15 protein-coding genes and 1 tRNA gene are annotated in these 21,386 nt (G+C 46.2%); 7 read left to right on the forward strand and 9 right to left on the reverse strand.

Annotation, left to right across the window (positions count from 1 at the left end; genetic code table 11):
* From F6K38_RS01035 to F6K38_RS01050, 4 genes are all read right to left on the reverse strand, one after another.
* Positions 1-892 (reverse strand): serine/threonine protein kinase (locus F6K38_RS01035; protein WP_287355909.1); only part of this gene is annotated, 892 nt, incomplete at its 3' end.
* Positions 893-1,309: 417 nt separating this feature from the next.
* Positions 1,310-4,411 carry a DUF3769 domain-containing protein gene (locus tag F6K38_RS01040; RefSeq protein WP_287265670.1) on the reverse strand — a complete coding sequence of 1,034 codons (3,102 nt, stop codon included), beginning with the start codon at positions 4,409-4,411 and terminating at the stop codon, positions 1,310-1,312.
* A gap of 262 nt (positions 4,412-4,673) precedes the next feature.
* A complete protein-coding gene (locus tag F6K38_RS01045; RefSeq protein ID WP_071986807.1) occupies positions 4,674-4,790 on the reverse strand; it encodes a photosystem II reaction center protein I in 117 nt (38 codons plus the stop codon).
* A 394-nt stretch (positions 4,791-5,184) separates the two neighbouring features.
* Positions 5,185-5,256 (reverse strand) — tRNA-Thr (locus F6K38_RS01050).
* A gap of 66 nt (positions 5,257-5,322) precedes the next feature.
* Between F6K38_RS01050 and F6K38_RS01055 the strand changes: the two genes are divergently transcribed.
* Positions 5,323-5,622, forward strand: a complete 300-nt coding sequence (locus tag F6K38_RS01055; RefSeq protein ID WP_008180324.1) for a DUF3493 domain-containing protein — start codon at positions 5,323-5,325, stop codon at positions 5,620-5,622.
* 296 nt (positions 5,623-5,918) lie between these two features.
* On the opposite strand, the gene recA is transcribed toward F6K38_RS01055, so the two are convergent.
* Positions 5,919-7,004 carry a recombinase RecA gene (gene recA, locus F6K38_RS01060; protein ID WP_008180323.1) on the reverse strand — a complete coding sequence of 362 codons (1,086 nt, stop codon included), beginning with the start codon at positions 7,002-7,004 and terminating at the stop codon, positions 5,919-5,921.
* 764 nt (positions 7,005-7,768) lie between these two features.
* Here recA and xseA point away from each other — a divergent pair.
* Entirely contained in the window at positions 7,769-9,004 is a 1,236-nt protein-coding gene (gene xseA / locus F6K38_RS01065) for an exodeoxyribonuclease VII large subunit (protein ID WP_008180322.1), read from the forward strand.
* 17 nt (positions 9,005-9,021) lie between these two features.
* Here the strand turns inward: xseA and F6K38_RS01070 are convergent, their stop codons facing one another.
* From F6K38_RS01070 to F6K38_RS01080, 3 genes are all read right to left on the reverse strand, one after another.
* A complete protein-coding gene (locus tag F6K38_RS01070; protein WP_287248905.1) occupies positions 9,022-10,302 on the reverse strand; it encodes an aspartate aminotransferase family protein in 1,281 nt (426 codons plus the stop codon).
* Between the two features lie 73 nt (positions 10,303-10,375).
* On the reverse strand, positions 10,376-11,023 hold the full coding sequence (locus F6K38_RS01075; RefSeq protein ID WP_008180320.1) for a response regulator transcription factor: 648 nt from the start codon (positions 11,021-11,023) through the stop codon (positions 10,376-10,378).
* A 263-nt stretch (positions 11,024-11,286) separates the two neighbouring features.
* Entirely contained in the window at positions 11,287-11,829 is a 543-nt protein-coding gene (locus F6K38_RS01080) for a (2Fe-2S) ferredoxin domain-containing protein (RefSeq protein ID WP_287265674.1), read from the reverse strand.
* Positions 11,830-12,461: 632 nt separating this feature from the next.
* Here F6K38_RS01080 and groES point away from each other — a divergent pair.
* The 4 genes from groES (at position 12,462) to F6K38_RS01100 (ending at position 16,882) form a co-directional block, all read left to right on the forward strand.
* On the forward strand, positions 12,462-12,773 hold the full coding sequence (gene groES / locus F6K38_RS01085; protein WP_008180318.1) for a co-chaperone GroES: 312 nt from the start codon (positions 12,462-12,464) through the stop codon (positions 12,771-12,773).
* Between the two features lie 103 nt (positions 12,774-12,876).
* A complete protein-coding gene (gene groL / locus F6K38_RS01090) occupies positions 12,877-14,508 on the forward strand; it encodes a chaperonin GroEL (RefSeq protein WP_008180317.1) in 1,632 nt (543 codons plus the stop codon).
* A gap of 161 nt (positions 14,509-14,669) precedes the next feature.
* Entirely contained in the window at positions 14,670-15,638 is a 969-nt protein-coding gene (locus F6K38_RS01095) for a J domain-containing protein (protein WP_044492359.1), read from the forward strand.
* The gene (locus F6K38_RS01100) at positions 15,638-16,882 is read left to right on the forward strand and encodes an ATP phosphoribosyltransferase regulatory subunit (RefSeq protein WP_008180314.1); all 1,245 of its coding nucleotides are present in this window, start codon (positions 15,638-15,640) and stop codon (positions 16,880-16,882) included. The genes F6K38_RS01095 and F6K38_RS01100 overlap by 1 nt, the downstream gene beginning before the upstream one ends.
* A 35-nt stretch (positions 16,883-16,917) precedes the next feature.
* On the opposite strand, the gene pdhA is transcribed toward F6K38_RS01100, so the two are convergent.
* Positions 16,918-17,946 carry a pyruvate dehydrogenase (acetyl-transferring) E1 component subunit alpha gene (pdhA, locus tag F6K38_RS01105; protein WP_008180311.1) on the reverse strand — a complete coding sequence of 343 codons (1,029 nt, stop codon included), beginning with the start codon at positions 17,944-17,946 and terminating at the stop codon, positions 16,918-16,920.
* A 942-nt stretch (positions 17,947-18,888) separates the two neighbouring features.
* On the opposite strand from pdhA, the gene F6K38_RS01110 reads away from it, so the two are divergent.
* The gene (locus F6K38_RS01110; protein WP_287310636.1) at positions 18,889-21,276 is read left to right on the forward strand and encodes an IMS domain-containing protein; all 2,388 of its coding nucleotides are present in this window, start codon (positions 18,889-18,891) and stop codon (positions 21,274-21,276) included.
* Positions 21,277-21,386: the final 110 nt, after the last annotated feature.

Here is a 21,386-nt window from a genome sequence, read left to right on the forward strand (position 1 = left end):
GTAATACAGCTCCCTCAACCCGCTCGTCAGCTGGTACTGGTTCATTTCCAGTTAAAAGAAAATACAAGGTAGCGGCTAAAGCATAAACATCGGTGTAGGAACCCTGTTGCGAACGGAACTGATATTGTTCCAGAGGAGCATAGCCTGGAGTCACGGCACAGAGATGAGTTTGGGTAACCCCAGGGACAAACCTAGTAGCAATACCCAAATCAATCAACACCGCACCAGAACCATCGTGACCCACCATGATGTTATTGGGTTTAACATCCCGATGGAGCAACCCTTGCTGATGAATGTCCCAGAGGGCGCTACCAATTTGCTGGATATAAAGCAAGGCTTTCTCTTCTGAGAGCACACCCTGCCGGTTAACTATATCCGACAAGGTTTCCCCCTCGATGTATTCCATAATTAGGCAGGGCAGTTCACCTTCTCGGATGATTTCTTCAGATAAACGGACTAGATGAGGATTCCCACGGCTACATTGGGCTAATTTTACCGCTTCATTGGCGAAAATTTTCCAATACTCTAATAAATTATCTTGGCGGAGTACATGATTAACGATAGTTTTGATAACAATGCGATCGCCTTTTTTAGTTCGGGCTAAATAGGTAATACCCAGTCCACCTTCTCCTAGTTTTGTTTCGATGGTGTACTTACCCTTTTGGAGCCGATAACCAGGGGGCCAGGTATGATTAGTTACGCCGTAGCTGTGGTTAGGTCGCTGAGTAGTTAAGGGAGGTTTGTAGGGAGCATAAGGCTCTCCCACAGAAAGAGGTATCGGTTGTGTGGTGCTGCTATGACGATTTTTAGGGGAATTAAACCAGCGTTTAACCGCATTATTTAACCGCTGCTTGAATTTCCCACAGACTGACCGATGCTTATTAGTCTTCATCTGAGATGCCCAACCTATCCAGGATATTAATTTGGGTAGGGTTTATCGTAAGCATTCAGCCGTCAGCTATCAGCTATCAGCTTATGGGCATTAGCTGATAGCTTACCTGAATGTTTACGGTTTCTTTTTCCACACAAATAATTCTAACGTTTCTGATAATTATCAGAGCCATTCGATTTGCTTCACCCTACTTCATACTCCTACTCCCTATGTCAGCTTAAGCGCTACGCGCACGCTACACCGAACAGCTATCAGCTTTCAGTTATCAGCTTATGGGCTACGCGCACGCTACGGAACTTTTTAATAAAACAGGTAAGGATTGGTTTAATAGTCACGAAAGTCACAGCGTCGTTCGCACAGCGTGAGCTTTTAGCTCACGGCTGACCGCTGACCGCTGATGGCTGACGGCTGACCTCCCTAATCATCCTCCCAGCTGTTACTAAACGTATCAAAGGGTTCTGTGGCACCTGTCCAGTTAAAATCATTAATTCGTAAACCAACTAAACCCCGTTGTTGTACTGGATTATAGCGCAATAAAACATTGTAACTTCGACGAGAATACTCTAAAAAGAAATCAGTACTAATTTCCTCATTTGTATCTAAATTTAGGTAAGTCTGGAAACCCACTCGAAATGGACCATAGAGTTGTTGGGTAATACCAGCATTAAGGACTCGAGTATCTGCAACTCGGTCAAATAAAAATGGTGATGTATTTCCTAAGGCGACTTGACTATAGCCAATATTAAAACCGGTATAGTCAAGAAACGGTTTAGAAAAATGACCGAATTGCCCAGTTAAGCCAATGCTCCCACGGAGAAATTCTTGAGAATCACCGTTACTATAGGCACTAGCCACACCGGTAATGGATGAATTTAGTTGAACATTGGGTAAGATTGGTGCTGGTGTATAGCGCATACCTTCTTCCGCAGTTGCTGGCAATGTTTTACCTTGCCAAAGGGGTTGTGTCCAGTTTAAAGTTGCACTCCCTTGATAACGGGTCAAACTAATCCGATTGTTATCCCGAGGTGGCAGAGGTAGCAAATCTGCTCGATCGGTCTTAGCATTGATATGCTGAACACCAGCTTGATATCGAATGGTCAAACCAGTTTGCCCGATGGGAATTGTTGGTGATTCAAATATACCCCCAATACTACTCTGAACGGTTTGGAAACCCAAAGACCCATTGAAAAGGCGATCGCGATAGCTGGATTCCAAGGTCAGGCGATGAGGATATGTGTTACCAATAGTTTGTCGGAGCCGCAAACTTCCCCGAGATTCGTTTTCTAGATCATCAGGATCCAGACTAGTGAGTTCTGCGGAACCTACTAGTGTCGTGCGTGGCCCTAAGGAAGCATCCAGGTCAGCAAGCAAACCAAAGTTAGCCGGATCGATTACGCCACCACCTTCTGGATCATTGTTCTCATCTTCATCATTATCTCCAAGAATGGCTTTTTGAAGAAAGAACTGTGGTGTTAGACTAAACCTGACCGAGGGTGTTTCAACTACCTTGAAGCCACGCTGAATAAACACACCACCCCGGTCGTCATCATCATACCCAAAATCCAATAAACTCGGTTGCCGCTCACGGCGGTCAATCACAAACCGTTCACGAAATGTAGGCAAGGAAAACCCTTGATCAAACACCAGTCGAGGATTCTTGGCAATTACTTCATCTACTTCTGGGGAAATCCGCCGAAATCGAGCATTTCTGGTGCGCCACTCCAATTCTGGTGGGGAAAAGGGGTCGTTGGTAATTCTGACATTAGTAGCAACTCCTTCTAACCCATCAAACTCCACCCGGTCTGCTTCATAGCGGAATCGATTGATAGTCCCTTCGATGTCGGGAGATTCGATAGCGGTTGTGGTTGCCCCAGTTTCAGTATTGGGAATAACCCGAGCACCAAACTCAATGGCAAAGGCTCCGGGATTACTAATTCCAGCTAAGGGCTGGCTATTAATAATTCTGCGGCTGACCGGTTGAGTTGGGGTGGTTTGCCCAGAATCTGAACTTGCTCTGACAAATTCTCCCCTAGCCTTCAACACCACTCCAGTATCTTGAACAAAATAATACTCAAAGCGCTCTCCCTCTAGCACCTGGTTACCACGGGTGAGAGCCACACTCCCATCCGCGACCACAATCTTATTAGGCAAGTTTACTTGCAAACGGTCAGCTTCTAGTAAGGCATCTTGAAACCGCAAGGTAACATTACCCACTGCTGTAATCACTTGTCTAGTATCGTCATACTCCTGACGGTCTGAAGTCAATTCAAGTATGTCTGGCTCATTAGTATCGAAGGTACTTGTGGGAGCAGTAACCTCCGAATCTAACTCGGAACCAGATTGGCGTTGAGACAAGTCTTGGTCTGATTGTGGTGCAGTCTCTTCTAGGGAAGGTGGGTTAGATTGCTCAGGGATGATTAACTCAAATTCTCTAGTCTCTCCCCCCCGCTCTTGAGCTATAATACGCTTGCTCCTAGGAATTGGCAAAGGGCAATTTGGATTGATGCTCAAGGGGTCATCTGGCCTGGGTAAGGTTTCGAGAGTAGAACATCGTTTGGGGTAAGAGTTAACAGCGAAGAATCTTTCTTGATTCCCAGGCTCAGGTCTTAGCTCAGGTTTAATTTCAGGTTTAATTTCAGGTTGGCTATTAGGTTGGCTTTGGTGAATTGAAGTATTAATGTGGGATCGTCTGGTTTTGGGAAAGCCCCCTAAATCCCCCAAGTTTGGGGGACTTTGAAGATTTTGTTCCCCCCAAACTTGGGGGGCTAGGGGGGCCGCATCATACCCAGAATCAGCAACGCCTAATTTTGGAGTACTTTGAAGGTTTTGTTCCCCCCAAACTTGGGGGGCTAGGGGGGCCGCATCATACCCAGAATCAGCAACGCCTAATTTTGGAGTACTTTGAAGGTTTTGTTCCCCCCAAACTTGGGGGGCTAGGGGGGCCGCATCATACCCAGAATCAGCAACGCCTAATTTTGGAGTACTTTGAAGGTTTTGTTCCCCCCAAACTTGGGGGGCTAGGGGGGCCGCATTATACCCAGAATCAGCAACCCCTGTCTCAGAAGTAACCGACGAGGAAAACCTAGGAGAAACCCTAGTCGAAAATTCCGGTTCCAGAGTTGATGGTGCTTCTGGAGTTGGACTATTGAGTAAGGAGGTTAAATCAGGATGGAGTGGTTGCTTGATTCCTGGTTTTAGAAAAGTTTGTTGCCACTGTTTTCCTTGCCCTAGTTGCCAATTGTCTTGGCTGTTTGTTATGCTTGGCAAGGTCTGGCCAACTGCTCGGGAAATTGGTAGACCTAAGCTAGCAGCGCTTTTGTCTGTGGCTAATATTGGGAAAGCCTCAATCTTGAGCTCTCCTGTTGGGTAGGGTTTGAGCAGTACCTGGTTTTGCTGTGTTTGGTACGGTGCCGAAACGGTTATTCTTTGAGATAATTCATCGAGGTGGCTAGTGGTCTGGGAAGGTTTAACGGTTTGAATAATTGCGGGTACGACCGGCGGCTGAACTGGCTGGGGCATTTTTCACTAATTGGCTGGTGTTTTACTATTCAGACCAACAATCCTTGACTCAATCCCCAAGATTGTAGTTCCAAATCGGTTATCGACAAAGACAGCCCATATTACAACTAATTAAGCATAAATACAAAACCACCCTCATCTAAGAGCGTGGTTTTGTCTAGATAATCCCGTCTTCACGAGCCGTGGCTATCTCTAGTTGAGGTCTTTGATAGACCTGACATGATAATGCGATGTTCCTTTGGAACCGCTTCGCGAACGCTATTTACTCGAAATCTTTCCGCTTAGGGTTACGAGATGGATCGTTTGACAAGAAGCCAAACACAAATAAGGCAATAAAGAAGCTAACCACTATATAAACAATGATTTTGAGTGTTGCCATGTTGAGTTCTCCCAAGAAGATATGAAATACGGAAGATGAAGTAGTACATGAGACATTGGTCTGATGGTGAAACTTCTAGAATTGGGAATCTAGATCAAAAACCATCTGATTTTGCGACACGACTAACTTCATACTTTTTTAAGATCATACCTAAAGGTGGCTCCCATTTAACCTTTAATATCCTTAAAACTGGCATAAAAGCTGGGTAAGCATTCAGCGGTCAGTGGTCAGCCGTCAGCCGTCAGCTTTGTGGCACAGGCTTCGACCCTGTGACTTTAATCGCTCGAACCTAACCCATAAGCTGATAACTAATAGCTGATAACTAATAGCTGATAACTGATAGTTTATAAATGATAACTGATTGCTGATTGCTGATTGCTGATTGCTTACCCAAAGCCGATGAGCGGATTTGAACCGCCGACCGTTCGATTACGAATCGAATGCTCTACCACTGAGCTACATCGGCACCAGTTTATTAATATAGCAAATATTACTACAGCAAATCAGTCAGGTAAGTTAGGGTAAAACATTCATGACCAACTCGAACTCAAAAAAACCTTACCCCAATCCCAAAGTCTCTGGGCAAAAAATCAATCCCGAGAAGTATGCCAGGCTAAAAGCAGAAGCCCAACATCCCTACCGAGGCTTAAGAAAGTTTATCTATATTGCCTTCGGTGCCTCTGGTTTTATCGGTGCAATGGTTTTTCTAGCCCAGTTAGCTGCTGGTAAAGCTGTAGCTACTGCCATGCCTAACTTGGCTCTGCAAATTGGTGTAGTTATGTTGATGGTTTGGCTATTTCGCTTGGAAAATAAGGCAGAACGCAAGTTATAGCAGGAAAACCATGATACTCGTCTGTAGAGCCACCAGAAACAGACCGCTTTTTGATTAGAAAGTACACTCAAGAAAAGTAAATTGTAAGCATTCAGCTATCAGGGGTCAGGGGTCAGGGGTCAGGGGTCAGGGGTCAGGGGTCAGCACTCAGCTTTGTGGCACAGGCTTCCAGCCTGTGACTTCACTCAGATTAAACCAATCCTTACCTGTTTGATTCAAAAGCTGTTCCCGTAGCGTGCGCGTAGGGCATTAGCTGAATGCTGATAGCTGAATGCTGATAGCTGAATGCTGATAGATTAAGCCTCTTCTTCTCCTGCTTCAATGCTATCTGCTTCCTTGCTATCCACAGGAGCCACTGAGTTAGCTGAAACTACTGCTCCCATGTCCAGTTGTTGACGTACTTGCTGCTCAATATTCTCAGCAAACTCGGGATGTTCAACCAAATACTTAACTGTATTATCCCGACCTTGAGCAATATTGTCCCCATTGTGGCTATACCAGGCTCCCTTGCGCAGAATGACTTTGGTTTGTTCTGCTAAATCCACCAGACACCCTAAGCGGGAAATCCCTTGGCCAAAAATAATGTCAAACTCTGCAATGCGGAAAGGAGGGGCAACTTTATTTTTGGCAACTTTGACTTTGGCACGAATCCCATATTCCCCCTCGTTAGATTTTTTCAGGGTTTGAATTCGACGAATATCCAGGCGAACTGAAGCATAGAACTTAAGTGCATTACCACCCGTAGTCACCTCTGGGCTACCATAGGTGATGCCGATTTTTTGTCGTAGCTGATTGAGGAAAATAACAGTACACCCAGACTTACCAATGTTACCAGCAATCTTGCGGAGCGCTTTACTCATCAACCGCGCCTGTAAACCCACTTGGTTATCACCCATTTCCCCCTCAATTTCTGCACGGGGTACCAAAGCAGCTACAGAGTCAATAACAACAATATCCACTGCGGCAGAACGAACCAGTTGATCCACAATTTCTAGGGCTGATTCCCCTGTGTCAGGTTGAGATACTAAAAGGTTGGCGATATCAACCCCCAAAGCTGCCGAGTAGGTGGGATCAAGAGCATGTTCTGCATCAACAAACGCTGCAACTCCCCCAGATTTTTGCACTTCTGAAACGGCATGCAAGGCTAGGGTTGTCTTACCAGAGCTTTCTGGGCCATAAATTTCAATAATGCGACCTTTTGGCAGACCACCCCCCAAGGCTAAATCTAGGGTAATTGCCCCACTCCGAATGGTTTCCACTTTCATGCGGGTGGCATCACCCAAGCGCATGATGGCACCTTTACCAAAATTACGCTCAATTTGTTTTAGTACCAGGTTCAGAGCTTTTTCTTTTTCGGGACTGTTTGTGATTGGGGTAGCCATGGATGCCTCAAAAAGTTTACTGTATCGGGACTAATTAGGTAGTTTGAATTCTCCCCCTAAAGAAACATGGGGAATTGAGAGGGGATGTTGCTCAAGGAGTTAAAGACCGCCTACACGCAACCTTAAAAGTAGGATTGGACTAACACGCTTTGTGGTAGTTATTGCCACAGGAGGAGGGAAAATACCTCAACAACAGCTGTGCTGTAAATTTTAATTTTATTGAAATTAGGGGTTTTCACCGATCTGACTGATACTCTATATTAGGCCAACGGTTTGGTAAATCCCATCCCTTGTTAAGATTGGTGTTGTTCAATCCTTCTGGCTCTTAAATGCAAGGATCAGGCCAGACTATAGTTACTGATCCATTTTAACTGTTTAAGCTCCTTGAGCTCTCTGCAACACTGCTTGGTTAAGCTGGGTAGGAATGCTGAGGAGGATCAGTTACTTGAGTAAAGTATAGTACAAAAGTACTTGCTTGTAAAGAAATGATCTTAAAGGAACTAGTGGGATTTTCTCATAGGTCCGCTTTACCTTTTCCTTAGGATACGCGGGGCGCGAACGGGCGCGCACCTGTTGCTATGGGTATCAATCTTGGCATGGGCTACCCACTAGGAAATACTTTTGTTCAGGATTTAACTAAAATTGATTATATATAATCAGCAAAAGCCTTGAAAGGCCTTTGGCCACGCTACGCGATCAGTCACTAGGAAACATTCAAGAGCATGATGTGAAAAATTATTAATTTATTAACGATTACCGATACAATGGCCTCATCTACAATCAATTCCCTATTCTCAGAAGCAATTGTGTCGGTTGCTGGGTTAACCGACTATATCCAAGAGTTGTTAGAGGAAGATGACCAACTCCATAGAGTTTGGGTGATTGGAGAAGTCTCTAGTAGTAACCACCATCCAAAAGGGATGTTTTTTACCCTCCAAGACGGAGATGCCAAGGCTACTATACGGTGTGTAGCCTGGAGGAGCCAGTTAAGCAAGCTGGTGCAACTACCAGTAATAGGAGAACAGTTGATTATTTTGGGCAGCCTCCGAGTTTATCCTCAGCGGGGACAGTATCAGCTGAATGTCTGGCAAGCCTTACCGGCGGGTGAGGGGTTGCAAGCCTTGCGCTCACGCCAATTACGCCAACGATTTGAAGCCGAAGGATTATTTGACCCACAACGAAAGCGCCCCCTGCCGATTCATCCTGAAACTATTGCTGTGGTTACCTCTCCCCAAGCGGCTGCTTGGGGAGATATTAAACGTACACTACAGCAACGGTATCCTGGTTTACGAGTCTTGTTTTCACCGGCTCAGGTTCAAGGGGAACTTGCGATCGCATCAATAGTTAACGCTATTGATCGAGTCGAGCGGGATGGCAGAGCCAAACTACTGATATTAGCTCGGGGGGGTGGAGCATCAGAGGATTTAGCTTGTTTCAATGATGAACGGGTGGTGCGAGCAATTGCTCAATGCTCAATACCGGTGATCACCGGTATTGGTCATCAACGGGATGAATCCTTAGCTGACTTAGTAGCTGACTACAGTGCTCACACCCCGACAGCAGCAGCGGAACAAGCTGTACCAGAACTGATCACCCTTTATGCTGAACATCAACAGCGGCAGACTAGCCTTTATCAAGCGGTGACTCAAATCACACAGGCATCTCGCCATCAACTGCACCATCTACGAACACGATTGCGACACCTAGCTCTAGACCAACAACTACACCAGGAACAAAATGCGATGGCATTTCAGCATCAGCGATTGTTGCAAGTGACATCAAAGCGTCTGAGCCAAGGGATCCAGCACTGTCAACTTCTCAAGGAAAAACTCAATACCCTTGACCCTCAAAAAGTCCTACAACGAGGCTATGCACTAGTGCGCACCTCAGATGGAACCATTGCTTCGTCTACAGGGCATTTGGCTCCTGGAGAAGAACTACAAATTCAGTTAGGTGAGGGTCAAGTTAAAGTCAAGATTATCGAGATTGTTGATAGTTGACGGTTGACCGTTGACGGTTAAGCTAAAGCTTGTAAGGCTTGCTCTACAATAAGAGCCGCTTGGTCAACTTCCTGAGCTGACACAATTAGGGGTGGAACAAAGCGAACTACCTTTGGTCCTGCTGGTACCAACAACAAACTTCGTTCCATAACGGCTTTAACTACATCCACGGAAGTCAGATCGATATCTGATTTTAGTACAAGCCCATTAATTAGACCCCAGCCTCGCACTTCGTCAATAACTTCGGGATATTTCTGAGCGATCGCTGTTAGTCTGGTGCGCAGCTGCTCACCCCGCACCTGAACATTTTGCAAAATATTCTCCTGTTCCAAGGTTTTTCCTACAGATAGGGCGACTGCACAGACAAATGGATTACCACCAAAGGTGCTAGCGTGCTCTCCGGGTTGGAAGATATCACAGAATTTCTTAGACATCATTGCTCCAATGGGAATGCCACCAGCCAATCCCTTGGCACTGGTGAAGATATCTGGCTCTATTCCCAGATTCTGATAGCCCCAGTATTTACCAGTGCGACCCATACCCACCTGGACTTCATCCAGAATCAGCAGGATGCCAGTTTCATCACAGATCTCTCTAACTTGCTGGAAGTAGTCTAGGTCTCCTGGCCGAACACCTCCTTCTCCCTGTAATGGTTCCAGCATCACTGCTGCTACCCGGCGATTTCCCTCATCAATATCTGCGATCGCATTTTCCAATGCCTGAATATCGTTGTAGGGTACGTACTCGAACCCAGGTACCAAGGGGTCAAAGTTTTTCTGGTACTTAGGCTGGCCAGTAGCTGTGATTGTTGCCAAGGTTCGCCCATGGAAACTGGCCTGAGCGGTCAAAATCACTGGCTGTTCAATATCGAGCACAGTGTGGCCATATTTCCGTGCCAGTTTGATAGCAGCTTCATTAGCCTCCGCTCCCGAGTTACAGAAAAATACTCGTTCTGCACAAGAATGGTCAATGAGCCACTTCGCTAATGCCCCTTGCTCTGGAATGTAGTAGAGATTGGAAACATGGTTTAGCTTTTGGATTTGCTTAATTACCGTTTCTACCACAATTGGGTGAGCATGACCTAAGGTACAGGTAGCAATCCCTGCCACAAAGTCAAGATAGTCTCGCCCGGAAGTATCCCAGACATGGCAACCGGCACCCCGCTCTAAGGCAATAGGAAAGCGTCCATAGGTTTTCATGACCCTAGCATCAAATTCAGTTAGGTCATAAGGTGCACCCCCAGCCGGAGCTGACTCTGCCGGTCGGGTGGGATTGTTAACAATAGTTTCTGGGCTCACGAGCTTAGTCCTTGTGTGATTAGTGAACGGTCAAGGTTGGCTTGCTAGGCTTTACCAATGAGCGTATGGAGCGTTATGCCATACTATTTTCAATTGCCCAACGGGCTAATTCAGTACGGTTATGGAGACCAGTTTTCCCTAGCATGTTAGACACATGACTTTCTATGGTACGCTGAGAAACATTCAGCTGCTGAGCAATCTCCCGATTTGCCATACCTCTTGCCACAAACTGGACAACCTTCCGCTCAGTAGGAGTCAAATCAACATCGTAAGGAACGTTAATTCTGGGTGCGCTGTCTGGATTAGAAACTGTGAGCTGCATCATACGAGCAGTTTGCTTGAGGCAAGATTCCACCTGTGCTACCAGTTCTTCTGGCTCAAAGGGCTTAACCATATAAATATCCGCACCCTTATTGAGTCCTTTTATTCGATCTTGGCTTTGACCCTTGGCTGAGAGAAATAGTACCGGAATGCAGCTGGTGCGAGAATCATCTCTGACCTTTTCTACCAGGGTATAGCCGTCCATTTCTGGCATCATCACGTCACAGATAATCATATCAGGAATATCCTGCTCTAAAATGTCCAGAGCTTCTTTCCCATGTTCAGCGGTCATCACCTCGTATCCCCGAAACTCTAGGTAGTCCTTGACTAGCAATATGAGGTTGGGGTCATCATCAATCAGCAGCAGTTTTTGTTGCTCTCTTACAGCATTGTCCTTCATAACTGTAACGTTTTTTATACTTTGCTTGCTTAATTTTGTTAATAGTGGTAGTACCTCTTGCCTTTTCTAATGCCTGGAAGTTACCAAGCTGCTTTAACTCTCCAACCAATAATCCTACCTCACCATAATTAGGGTTGGTAAGAATTAGGGTTGGTAAGGAAAAGACTTAACTTGAACGTTGCACCGGGAACCCTAGGCTGGCCAAGTCAGTAGATTTTAGAACCCGTTGCGTCGCCAAGGTGGGCTTCATTACAACTAGGATGTTAACCTGCTTGGGGTTGGGGAGGAGCTGCTTCCATTGCCTGGTAGTCTAAAGCAGATGGTTGAAGAGTTTCTGGCAAAGGATGAACTAAAAAAGCATAGTCTTCTAAAACTTGGTTGCCAATAATATGCTCTTGAATAATGCGTTCAATCACCTCAGGAGTAGCACTGTGATACCAAACACCGTCTGGGTAAACTACCATGACAGGACCATAGGTACAGACTCGCAGACAATTAGCCTTGGTGCGAAAAATGCCACTTGGTTGAACATCCTTGGGCTGGTCTAGTTTTAGCTCTTTAAGGCGTTTTTTGAGATATTCCCAGGATTGAAGGCTAATTTCTTTTGAGCAGCATTTCGGTTTAGTTTGATCAGCACACAGGAAAATGTGGCGCTGAATTTGATTAAGCCCTAAGCTTTTTATGTTAGCAGCTAGGGTAATTTGCTCTGATGCTTCGATAGTGGAAGTGTCAGAATTATCAGAATTATCAGAATTATCAGAATTAGATGCTTGGGTAGCTTCAGGCTCAGTTTTGTCTGCTGGCATGAGTTTTAGGGCTTTTGTGTGAGGATGAGTTGAAAGTGCGAGGTCAGCTATCAGCGGTCAGTTATCAGCTATCAGCTAGCAGGGGCTTTAACTGCACGGCGTTGGATCAGTAAAACGAGCAGGGATTTTCAACCAGCCGTACCAGCACTCCCGGTGCTTGTTTACTACCGACCGTTGATTAAGTGACGGCTGATAGCACCTCAAGTAGCACCATCTGTAGCGCATTAGCTGAATGCTTAAAGGGGGAGAGTAACAACCTATCTGTTATATCTATTTGCTTGTCCTAGTTGTCAGTGGTCAGCAGTCCATTGGTTGCAGTGCTGGTTTTTTAACCAATTTCTGGGACTAATGTAAAACCTTCTAGGTGCCCTTGCCGTCGGCGAATTAAATTCGCCACGGGTCGCACCTGATGAAATAGGGACAAGCTACACCATACCGATACTGATACACAGATAATAACCCAAAGCTATCTGATCCGTGCATTTGCTATCTGTTAACCTGCTATGAGTTCGGGAACCCGTACAGAGGTATTTATTGCCATGTACTGCTGATTTTGAGTAAATTAGCACTCAGGAGCTGAGAGTGCTAAATCGGCTCAGATGAATCAGATGAAGTAGAGAGGAAAAACTGATATGGCAGCTGTAACTCTGAGTGTTTCCACCGTTAAGCCCTTAGGGGATCGAGTTTTTGTTAAGGTAAGCGCCGCTGAAGAAAAAACTGCTGGCGGTATTCTACTACCCGATAACGCTAAGGAAAAGCCTCAAGTTGGGGAAATTGTAGCCACCGGACCTGGGAAGCGCAACGATGATGGTTCTCACGCTGCTCTCGAAGTCAAAGTAGGGGACAAGGTACTTTACTCCAAGTACGCTGGTACCGATATTAAGTTAGGGAACGAAGAGTACGTTTTGTTGTCAGAAAAAGACATCTTGGCAGTCGTCAGCTAACACCTTGAAGGCAAACAAGTTGAGCCCTTAAACCCTCAACCCTTTTACCTTCAAGGCTTTTATCTTCAACCTTAATCACCGTTAGGAACTGAACTCAAAACCTATGGCTAAGCGCATTATTTACAACGAAAATGCTCGTCGCGCCCTAGAAAAGGGAATGGACACTCTGACTGAAGCTGTAGCTGTCACCCTTGGACCAAAAGGTCGCAACGTAGTGTTAGAGAAGAAGTTTGGTGCTCCTCAAATTGTTAATGATGGTGTCACCATTGCTAAAGAGATTGAACTGGAAGACCACATTGAAAACACTGGTGTTTCTCTGATTCGGCAAGCAGCTTCAAAAACCAATGATGCTGCTGGTGATGGGACTACAACCGCTACGGTACTAGCTCATGCTGTGGTCAAAGAAGGCTTGCGCAATGTTGCTGCCGGTGCAAACCCGATCGCCCTGAAGCGGGGTATTGATAAAGCTACTGCGTTTCTGGTGGACAAGATTGCTGAACATGCCCGCCCAGTAGAAGACTCTAAAGCCGTTGCCCAAGTTGGTTCTATCTCTGCGGGTAACGATGAGACCGTTGGTCAGATGATTGCTGACGCAATGGACAAAGTGGGCAAAGAGGGCGTGATTTCCCTTGAAGAAGGGAAGTCTATGACCACTGAACTAGAAATTACCGAAGGGATGCGCTTTGACAAAGGCTATATCTCTCCCTACTTTGCTACTGACACTGAGCGGATGGAAGCAGTTCTAGAAGAACCTCACCTCCTACTCACTGACAAGAAAATCACCCTGGTACAAGACCTGGTGCCAGTACTTGAGCAAGTGGCTCGTTCTGGCAAGCCGTTGCTGATTATTGCTGAAGACATTGAGAAAGAAGCCCTGGCCACCTTGGTGGTCAACCGCCTACGGGGTGTTTTGAATGTGGCAGCTGTCAAGGCTCCTGGCTTTGGCGATCGCCGTAAGGCTATGCTGGAAGACATTGCTACCCTAACTGGTGCACAAGTAATTACCGAAGATGCAGGTCTAAAGCTTGAAAACGCTAAGCTGGAAATGCTGGGTAAAGCCCGTCGTGTGACCATAACTAAGGACAACACCACTATCGTTGCTGAAGGTAACGAAAATGCAGTGAAGGGTCGTTGTGAGCAAATCCGCCGTCAGATGGACGAAACGGATTCTTCCTACGACAAAGAAAAACTGCAAGAGCGGTTAGCTAAACTGGCTGGTGGTGTCGCTGTGATTAAAGTCGGTGCTGCTACAGAAACGGAAATGAAAGACCGCAAGCTGCGTCTGGAAGATGCCATCAACGCTACCAAGGCAGCTGTGGAAGAAGGTATTGTCCCTGGTGGTGGTACAACTCTAGCTCACCTGACTCCTGACCTAGAAACTTGGGCAAACGAGAACCTGAAGGCTGAAGAACTTACCGGTGCATTGATTGTTGCTCGTGCCCTGTCTTCACCTCTGAAGCGAATTGCCCAGAACGCTGGTCAAAATGGTGCGGTGATCGCTGAGCGAGTTAAAGAAAAAGAATTTAACGTCGGCTACAATGCTTCCAATGGTGAGTTTGTAGATATGTTTGAAGCTGGAATCGTTGACCCAGCTAAGGTAACTCGTTCTGCTCTCCAAAATGCCGCTTCCATCGCAGGTATGGTGTTGACCACCGAGTGTATTGTGGTAGACAAGCCTGAGCCTAAGGAAAATACTGCTGCTGGTGCTGGTATGGGTGGCGATTTTGATTACTAAAGCCTACCGAATGAATTAAAGCACTCTAATTGGCATAAAAGATAGATACAGCTGCTTCTTCAACGAAGCAGCTGCTTTTTATTGCCGAAACAAACCCAGATTATCTAATCTAAGAGATACTAGAAACGAGCCTTGCAGCAGTTGAGATGGGACAGTTGCCTATGTCTTTGAAAATTGAATACGGACTCTTCAAGCTTGATTTCACTGACTACCACGCAGTTTTAGGAATTCCAGTTGATGCGGATGTTAAGGCAGTCCGTCAACGGTACCTTCAAATTGCTAGACGTTTGCATCCCGACAGTTGCAAAGCCAGTACCGAAGTGGAAAAAAATCAAGCAAATCTGCTGTTAACACGGCTGGTTAATCCTGCTTATGAACAGCTCTCTAGAGGTCATCGTGACTATGCTGCTAGTCTAAGTCACTTGAGTAAGCGGTTAGGGGCTCAAGGAGATAAAATTTCCCTGGCTAGCGCAACGGCTAAGCAATTATTACAAGCAGGGGCAAATTTAGATAATCTTTACAAAACCTCAGTTGACCACCTAGCATCAGAGCAATACCAAGCCCTTGACCAAGCCTTGGCAAAAATTGCCGAAATCAGTGAACTTAACCTAGTTTATTTGATGTGTAAAAGTGGTAAGGGCGAAACGGTAAAAACTTCTGTCTCAACCCCTGTGAAAACTCAAGCAACTGGTGTGACCCAGCCAAATAGTCAGACTACTACCGGTGCCACATCACAGGGAGGGTCGGTTGGGACTAAGGGAGTATCACGAGTGGATAGCTATATCCGCCGTGCTGAAGGATATTTGGTGAAAAACAATTTTGCTGCGGCAGTTTTGGAGTTGCGAGAAGCTCTGAAGTTGGACCAAAACAATAGCGACTGCCATAGTTTATTGGGAATTGCTTATTTGAAGCAAAATAAGGGGACAATGGCTAAAGTACACATTAATAAGGCGTTGCAATTGAACCCTCAGAACGAAAAAGCATTGAAGGCGAAACAGATTCTAAATGAATTAACCCCGAAAAGTGCCGGTAGCCAGCCAAAGGTTTCGCCTGAAGCAGCTAAAGGGAAACCGTCCAATAAATCTGGTGGTGGCTTATTTGGTGGTTTATTTGGTGGAAAGAAAAAGTAATGATTCATCAACCACCCCCAGGGGCAAGGGATTTACTCCCCCTAGAAGTTACCCAAAAACGCTGGATTGCTAACCACTTACAGCAAGTATTTCACCGCTGGAGTTATCACCGGATTATCACATCAACTCTAGAATGGTTGGATACCTTGATGGCAGGAGGAGCTGTCGAACGTTCCACGGTCATCCAGTTGCACGATGCTGAGGAAGGAACGCTGGGGCTACGTCCAGAATTAACGGCATCCATAGCCAGAGCAATGGTCACTCGTATTGCTGGCAGTAATAGTGAAGCCTGCCTATCCTTACCCCAGCGACTCTATTACAATGCCAATGTATTTCGCAGACCAACTATAGGTAACCACGGACGTCAACTAGAGTTTTACCAGTCGGGAGTAGAATTATTGGGAGTTGGTGGGCTGTTGGCAGATGGGGAAATTCTGCTGTTGCTAGCCGATTGTCTTAATAATTTAGGGTTGCAGCAGTGGCACCTGATTTTGGGGGAAGCTCGGCTAACGCGATCGCTTTTGTCTCCCTTCCCCAAACCTATGCAAGACAAGGTTCGTCAAGCCATTGCCTATCTTGACCGTGTTAGCCTAGAAACGTTACCCCTATCCCCAGAATTACGAGAGCGGGCATTGTTTCTCTTTGACCTGAGGGGAGACCCTGCTGATGTTTTGCAAAAGGTTGCCAGCTTGGATTTAGACTCATCAGAACACGAGATTGTGAGCAATCTCAAATCCCTGGTGGAACTTTTAAATAGTAGTTCCGCTAGCCCCTTACCGATTGTTCTTGACCTGACCTTAGTACAAACCTTTGACTATTACACTGGTATTGTCTTTGAAGTAGTCAGTAGTAGCGAGGGCTCTAGCCGAGTTTTAGGCCAGGGAGGGCGGTACGATCAATTGCTGAGTCTATATCATCCTCAAGGAGAAACCTACCCTGGAATTGGTTTTTGCCTCAACCTAGAAGACCTTCATTATGTCTTACTGTCGAGTAATCAACTACCCAGTCGGACACCAGCTAGTGATTGGTTAGTGGTGCCAGAATTTCCCGAGGCTGAGGCGGTAGCTTTTACCTATGCCCAGAAACTTAGAGATTCTGAGCATTTGGTCAGGGTAGAGATGGATTTAGGGGGACGCTCACCAGCACAAATTAGAGCATACGCCTTGGGTCACGGTATCACCTACATTGCCTGGGTAGAAACCGATGGCACTCCTAGGATTGAGACCGTGACTAAGAAAGCGTGAAGTATTTCATAGTTCACACTTCCTAGTTCAGTTAACTAATCCTCAGCAAAAACATAGCGATGTAGTTCGCTAGGGTCAGGTTCAGGACTGGCTTGGGCAAACTCAACTGCATCATTAATGACTTCCTGGATTTTGCTCTCAATGGCTTTGAGTTCTTCGGGAGTAGCTAGATGATTTTCTGTCAGGTAACTTGCCATGTTTTTAATGGGATCACGAGTTAACCAGAATTCCTTCTCTTCTTTGGAGCGGAGTTCATCGGGATCAGCCAGAGAGTGACCTCGGAAGCGGTAGGTCAGGGCTTCAATAAGGGTTGGGCCTTCTCCTGCACGAGCCCGAGCGATCGCTTCTTGGGCAACAGTTCTGACAGCCATTACATCCATGCCATCGACTTCTACTCCAGCCATACCGAATACACTGGCTTTTTTGTAAATTTCTGGCTGGGATGTTGCCCGTTCATGAGCCATCCCAATTGCCCACTTGTTGTTTTCCACAACATAGATAACGGGCAATTTCCAAAGGGCTGCCATATTCAAACATTCAAAGAACTGACCATTATTGCAAGCTCCATCACCAAAAAAGCAAACGGTGACTTGATCAGAACTCTCATCACCCAAGGCTTCGCGACGGTATTTACTTTGGAAAGCACTACCCGTGGCCACGGGAATCCCCTCAGCTACAAAGGCATAACCTCCCAGGAGATTATGTTCTTGTGAGAACATATGCATTGAACCACCGCGCCCCTTGCTGCAGCCTGTGGCTTTGCCAAATAACTCTGCCATCACTTCCCGTGCTGGCACTCCTGCACTTAAGGCATGGACGTGGTCACGATAGGTGCTACTAACAAAGTCTTCACCAATACGCAACGCCTTGATGACTCCTGTTGACACTGCCTCTTGACCGTTGTAGAGGTGGACAAAACCAAACATTTTGCCCCGATAGTACATTTCAGCACATTTGTCCTCAAACAAGCGCCCGAGCATCATATCCTCGTAAAGGAGTAATCCTTCTGCGCTGGTAATGGGGCTGTAATCCTCTACTTTAGGTAAAGTTCTTTCCTGAGCCATTAATTTGTCCTATACTTGTCGCAACACTATACTGGCATTTCGCCAAACTACTTGTTTAGCCAATTTAAGCAAAGCTATCATAAAGTTTCACTCAAGCCTACAGGATTTCTCTTTTAGGATTTCTCTTTTAGGTCAAGCCTAGAGCGAATAGTTAGGTCAAGTTGAGTTGAGTGAGAATCACACTACTGCTTGACAATCAATACTGTTTAGTTTAGTAAAAGTTAATTAACAAAACTCGCGGAATTACCCACCTTCTTCCAAGGTGGGCTTGAAGTTACCGTAAGGTAGGGTCGCGGCTTGAGCGTCGGCAGGATATGCATAAAAGGTAACGGCGCTTTTGTAATAAGGCGACCCAACAATCAGGTTTCGTATCCGGGATGGATAGCGAGACGATAACTTGTGATGATTCGTGCTAAAATGAAGATGGTCGCTGAGCCGCCTGACCGACTAAAAGGCTACCTTATAAACGGTCTAATATACTATCAGTTTTTAGACCTGGAGGTATACAAAGTAAAGCGCGGAGCTCAGGAAAGAGACAAGCCCCGGCTGGTTAGCCACAGTGCTGTAATTCCAAGACTTGTCTGTCGTAAAAGTATACGTCGATAGAAGGCGGATGTCTGCCTGTGGACGCTGAGTAAGACCAAAATTAGCGCGGCTTTTTGAGGCGTCGGGGACGCGCGCGGGAAGCCCAAAAGACGAATAAGACCGTCCCTGAATTGACCTGAGAGTGGTTTGCCCCAACCGTGAGCGTTGCAGGTTGGGGTACTTCACAGGAGATGATCCAGTTGCTAAAATAAATAGTATTTAGCGACTCGACAAAACCGGTTAGCTGCGATACTGTGTCTTTTAAAGTGACAGATAAATAGCTATAGCCAGTTTAGGGAGTACGATATGGGCTATCATCAACTCATTCAGTTGCTCGAAAAGCTGGGGAAGTGAACCGTGCGCATTCCGCTCGATTACTACCGCATATTAGGATTGCCGATTCAGGCTACAGCCCAACAGCTCAGCCAAGCCTATCGTGATCGTACCTTACAACTACCGCGCCGAGAGTATTCGGAAGCAGCAATAGCCTCTCGTAAAACACTCCTTGAAAAAGCCTACGGGGTTTTGAGTGACCCTGAAACAAGAGAGGAGTACGATGCTGGCTTGATTGCCAAAGCTTATCAACTCCAAGAGCAACACCCATCAGTGGCGGGTGCTCCTGGTACTAATCAAACAGTAACAGGTGAAACCGTCGAAGCTCACACTCCTACGATTGAGATTGATAACGACCAATTACTCGGAAGCTTACTGATTCTTCAAGAACTTGGGGAATACGAACTGGTTCTAAAACTGGCGCAACCGTTACTGGAAAAAGGTGACAGCGTTGGATTAAGTCAGGGGAAATTGGGGGATCCCCAACTTGTTCAACCCGACGTGGTTTTGACCTTAGCTATTGCCTGCTTAGAGCTAGGTCGAGAGGAATGGCAGCAAGGGGAGTATGAAAACGCAGCTATGTCCCTAGAAACTGGACAACAATTACTCCTACAAGAAGGCTTATTTCCGAGTGTTCGAGGGGAAATCCAAGCAGACCTCTATAAACTTCGCCCTTATCGGATTTTAGAATTATTAGCCCTGCCAGAAGAAAAAGCCATTGAGCGGCGCAAAGGCTTGCGGTTGCTCCAAGAAATGTTACAGGAGCGTCGAGGGATCGATGGCACTGGTAATGATCAATCTGGTTTAGGGATTGATGACTTTCTACGCTTTATCCAACAGTTGCGAGGCTATCTTACCTCCAACCAACAGCAAACCTTATTTGAAGCTGAAGCACGACGTCCTTCAGCTGTTGCTACATACCTAGCTGTTTACGCCTTACTAGCAAGGGGATTTGCCCACAGAGAACCGGCTTTGATTGCTCGTGCCAAGAAAATGCTGATGCGTTTGGGTAAGCGGCAGGATGTTCACCTAGAACAAGGGGTTTGTGCTCTGCTTCTCGGCCAAACGGAAGAAGCCAGTCGTGCCTTGGAACTGAGCCAGGAATACGAACCCCTAGCTTTCATTCGGGAACATTCTCAAAATTCCCCAGACTTATTGCCAGGATTATGCCTCTACGGAGAGCGTTGGCTACAAGAATCTGTATTTCCCCACTTCCGGGATCTGGCCAATCAGAAGGTGTCTTTGAAGGAATACTTTGCTGATCAGCAAGTACAAGCCTATCTAGAAAATTTACCAGATTCATCTGAGGAAACTAGCAATCAGTGGACGGTTGTACCTTCCCAAACAACCACCTATGCAACGGTAGGCTCTTCTAAAAGCATCCTGGGGCAAGATAGACTAAGCAATGGCCAAGGCTCACAGACAACGGCAGAACCAGTAACGGTGGGGTCAAGGTGGCCAAGTGGGGCGTTGGCAAACGGTGTTAGTCAAAGCCGAGTCAATAGCGATCGCTTCACCACTAATGGGGTATCAACTTTGCCTACAGCTCAAGGGATATCCCACTCATCAAATGGCTCAGAACCACAAACCTCTCAGGACTTAGAGTCAAAAACCACAGGCTTGCGGAGTCATGGACGGCGTCGTAGGCGTCAGTCCTTAGGTAGCTTTCTGGGTGGTGGGAAGTCAGGCAAAACCCTGGATAGTCACAATTCAACCGCCTCAGGTGGGTGGTCTAGAGGCGGTTCTTTGGTCAAAGACTCCTCAAGTCAGCGGAGCAGTCTGAATCATTCATCCCCTGATCGTATGGAACCTTCACCAGAGCGATTCCAACCAGGGGCTAAACTAAGACGTCTGATTTTCCTGAGTCTTTTAAGTTTGCTAGGACTGGGTATCCTGCTGATGTTGCTCAATAAAGCTCTCAAAAGTTTTTCAAAACCACCGTTAGAGGGAGAACAACCTTTTGTTCAGCTTGACCAACCTCCAGTCCCGATTCCTCCGACAGGCAGTGGGCTGATCGCTCCGAGTGGTCCTCTAAATCAAGAAACGGCTCAGCAACTCATCGAAACCTGGTTAAATACTAAAAAACTTGCTTTTGGACCAAAACATGAAGTAGGGCAACTTAGTAAAATCTTAGCTGAGCCAGCTCTGTCTGTCTGGCTCAAAAGTGCTAAAGCGGCTAAAACCAAGAACTATTACCGGATCTACAAGCACACGGTCAAAATTAACTCAGTTGAGACTAGCACATCGAATCCTAATCAAGCTGTGATAGATGCTGCGGTGAAAGAGCAAGCAAAGGTATATCAAGATGGTATGTTGAGTCCGGCAGCTTCGAGTAATGACAACTTAAGAGTCAAGTATGACTTAGTACGCCAAGGGGGTCAGTGGTTAATTAAGGGTTGGATGGTAAGATAACTAGAAACATATCTGACCAGTCAATTCCTGTCGAAAAGAAAATGGAAAAGTAATGATTATTCCTGTTGATTATTGATGATGCGATTAGCTTTGCCTTGCCACGCTTCGCT

The organism is Moorena sp. SIO3B2 (assembly GCF_010692525.1).
GTDB lineage: Bacteria > Cyanobacteriota > Cyanobacteriia > Cyanobacteriales > Coleofasciculaceae > Moorena > Moorena producens.

What these genes read in the sequence shown, in the direction of transcription:
- F6K38_RS01045 (WP_071986807.1), bottom strand. Translation starts at nt 4,790, where the DNA reads ATGGCAACACTCAAAATCATTGTTTATATAGTGGTTAGCTTCTTTATT.
- F6K38_RS01080 (WP_287265674.1), bottom strand. Translation starts at nt 11,829, where the DNA reads ATGCCAGCAGACAAAACTGAGCCTGAAGCTACCCAAGCATCTAATTCT.
- groES (WP_008180318.1), top strand. Translation starts at nt 12,462, where the DNA reads ATGGCAGCTGTAACTCTGAGTGTTTCCACCGTTAAGCCCTTAGGGGAT.
- F6K38_RS01095 (WP_044492359.1), top strand. Translation starts at nt 14,670, where the DNA reads ATGTCTTTGAAAATTGAATACGGACTCTTCAAGCTTGATTTCACTGAC.
- F6K38_RS01055 (WP_008180324.1), top strand. Translation starts at nt 5,323, where the DNA reads ATGACCAACTCGAACTCAAAAAAACCTTACCCCAATCCCAAAGTCTCT.
- xseA (WP_008180322.1), top strand. Translation starts at nt 7,769, where the DNA reads ATGGCCTCATCTACAATCAATTCCCTATTCTCAGAAGCAATTGTGTCG.
- F6K38_RS01040 (WP_287265670.1), bottom strand. Translation starts at nt 4,411, where the DNA reads ATGCCCCAGCCAGTTCAGCCGCCGGTCGTACCCGCAATTATTCAAACC.
- F6K38_RS01100 (WP_008180314.1), top strand. Translation starts at nt 15,638, where the DNA reads ATGATTCATCAACCACCCCCAGGGGCAAGGGATTTACTCCCCCTAGAA.
- groL (WP_008180317.1), top strand. Translation starts at nt 12,877, where the DNA reads ATGGCTAAGCGCATTATTTACAACGAAAATGCTCGTCGCGCCCTAGAA.
- recA (WP_008180323.1), bottom strand. Translation starts at nt 7,004, where the DNA reads ATGGCTACCCCAATCACAAACAGTCCCGAAAAAGAAAAAGCTCTGAAC.
- F6K38_RS01075 (WP_008180320.1), bottom strand. Translation starts at nt 11,023, where the DNA reads ATGAAGGACAATGCTGTAAGAGAGCAACAAAAACTGCTGCTGATTGAT.
- pdhA (WP_008180311.1), bottom strand. Translation starts at nt 17,946, where the DNA reads ATGGCTCAGGAAAGAACTTTACCTAAAGTAGAGGATTACAGCCCCATT.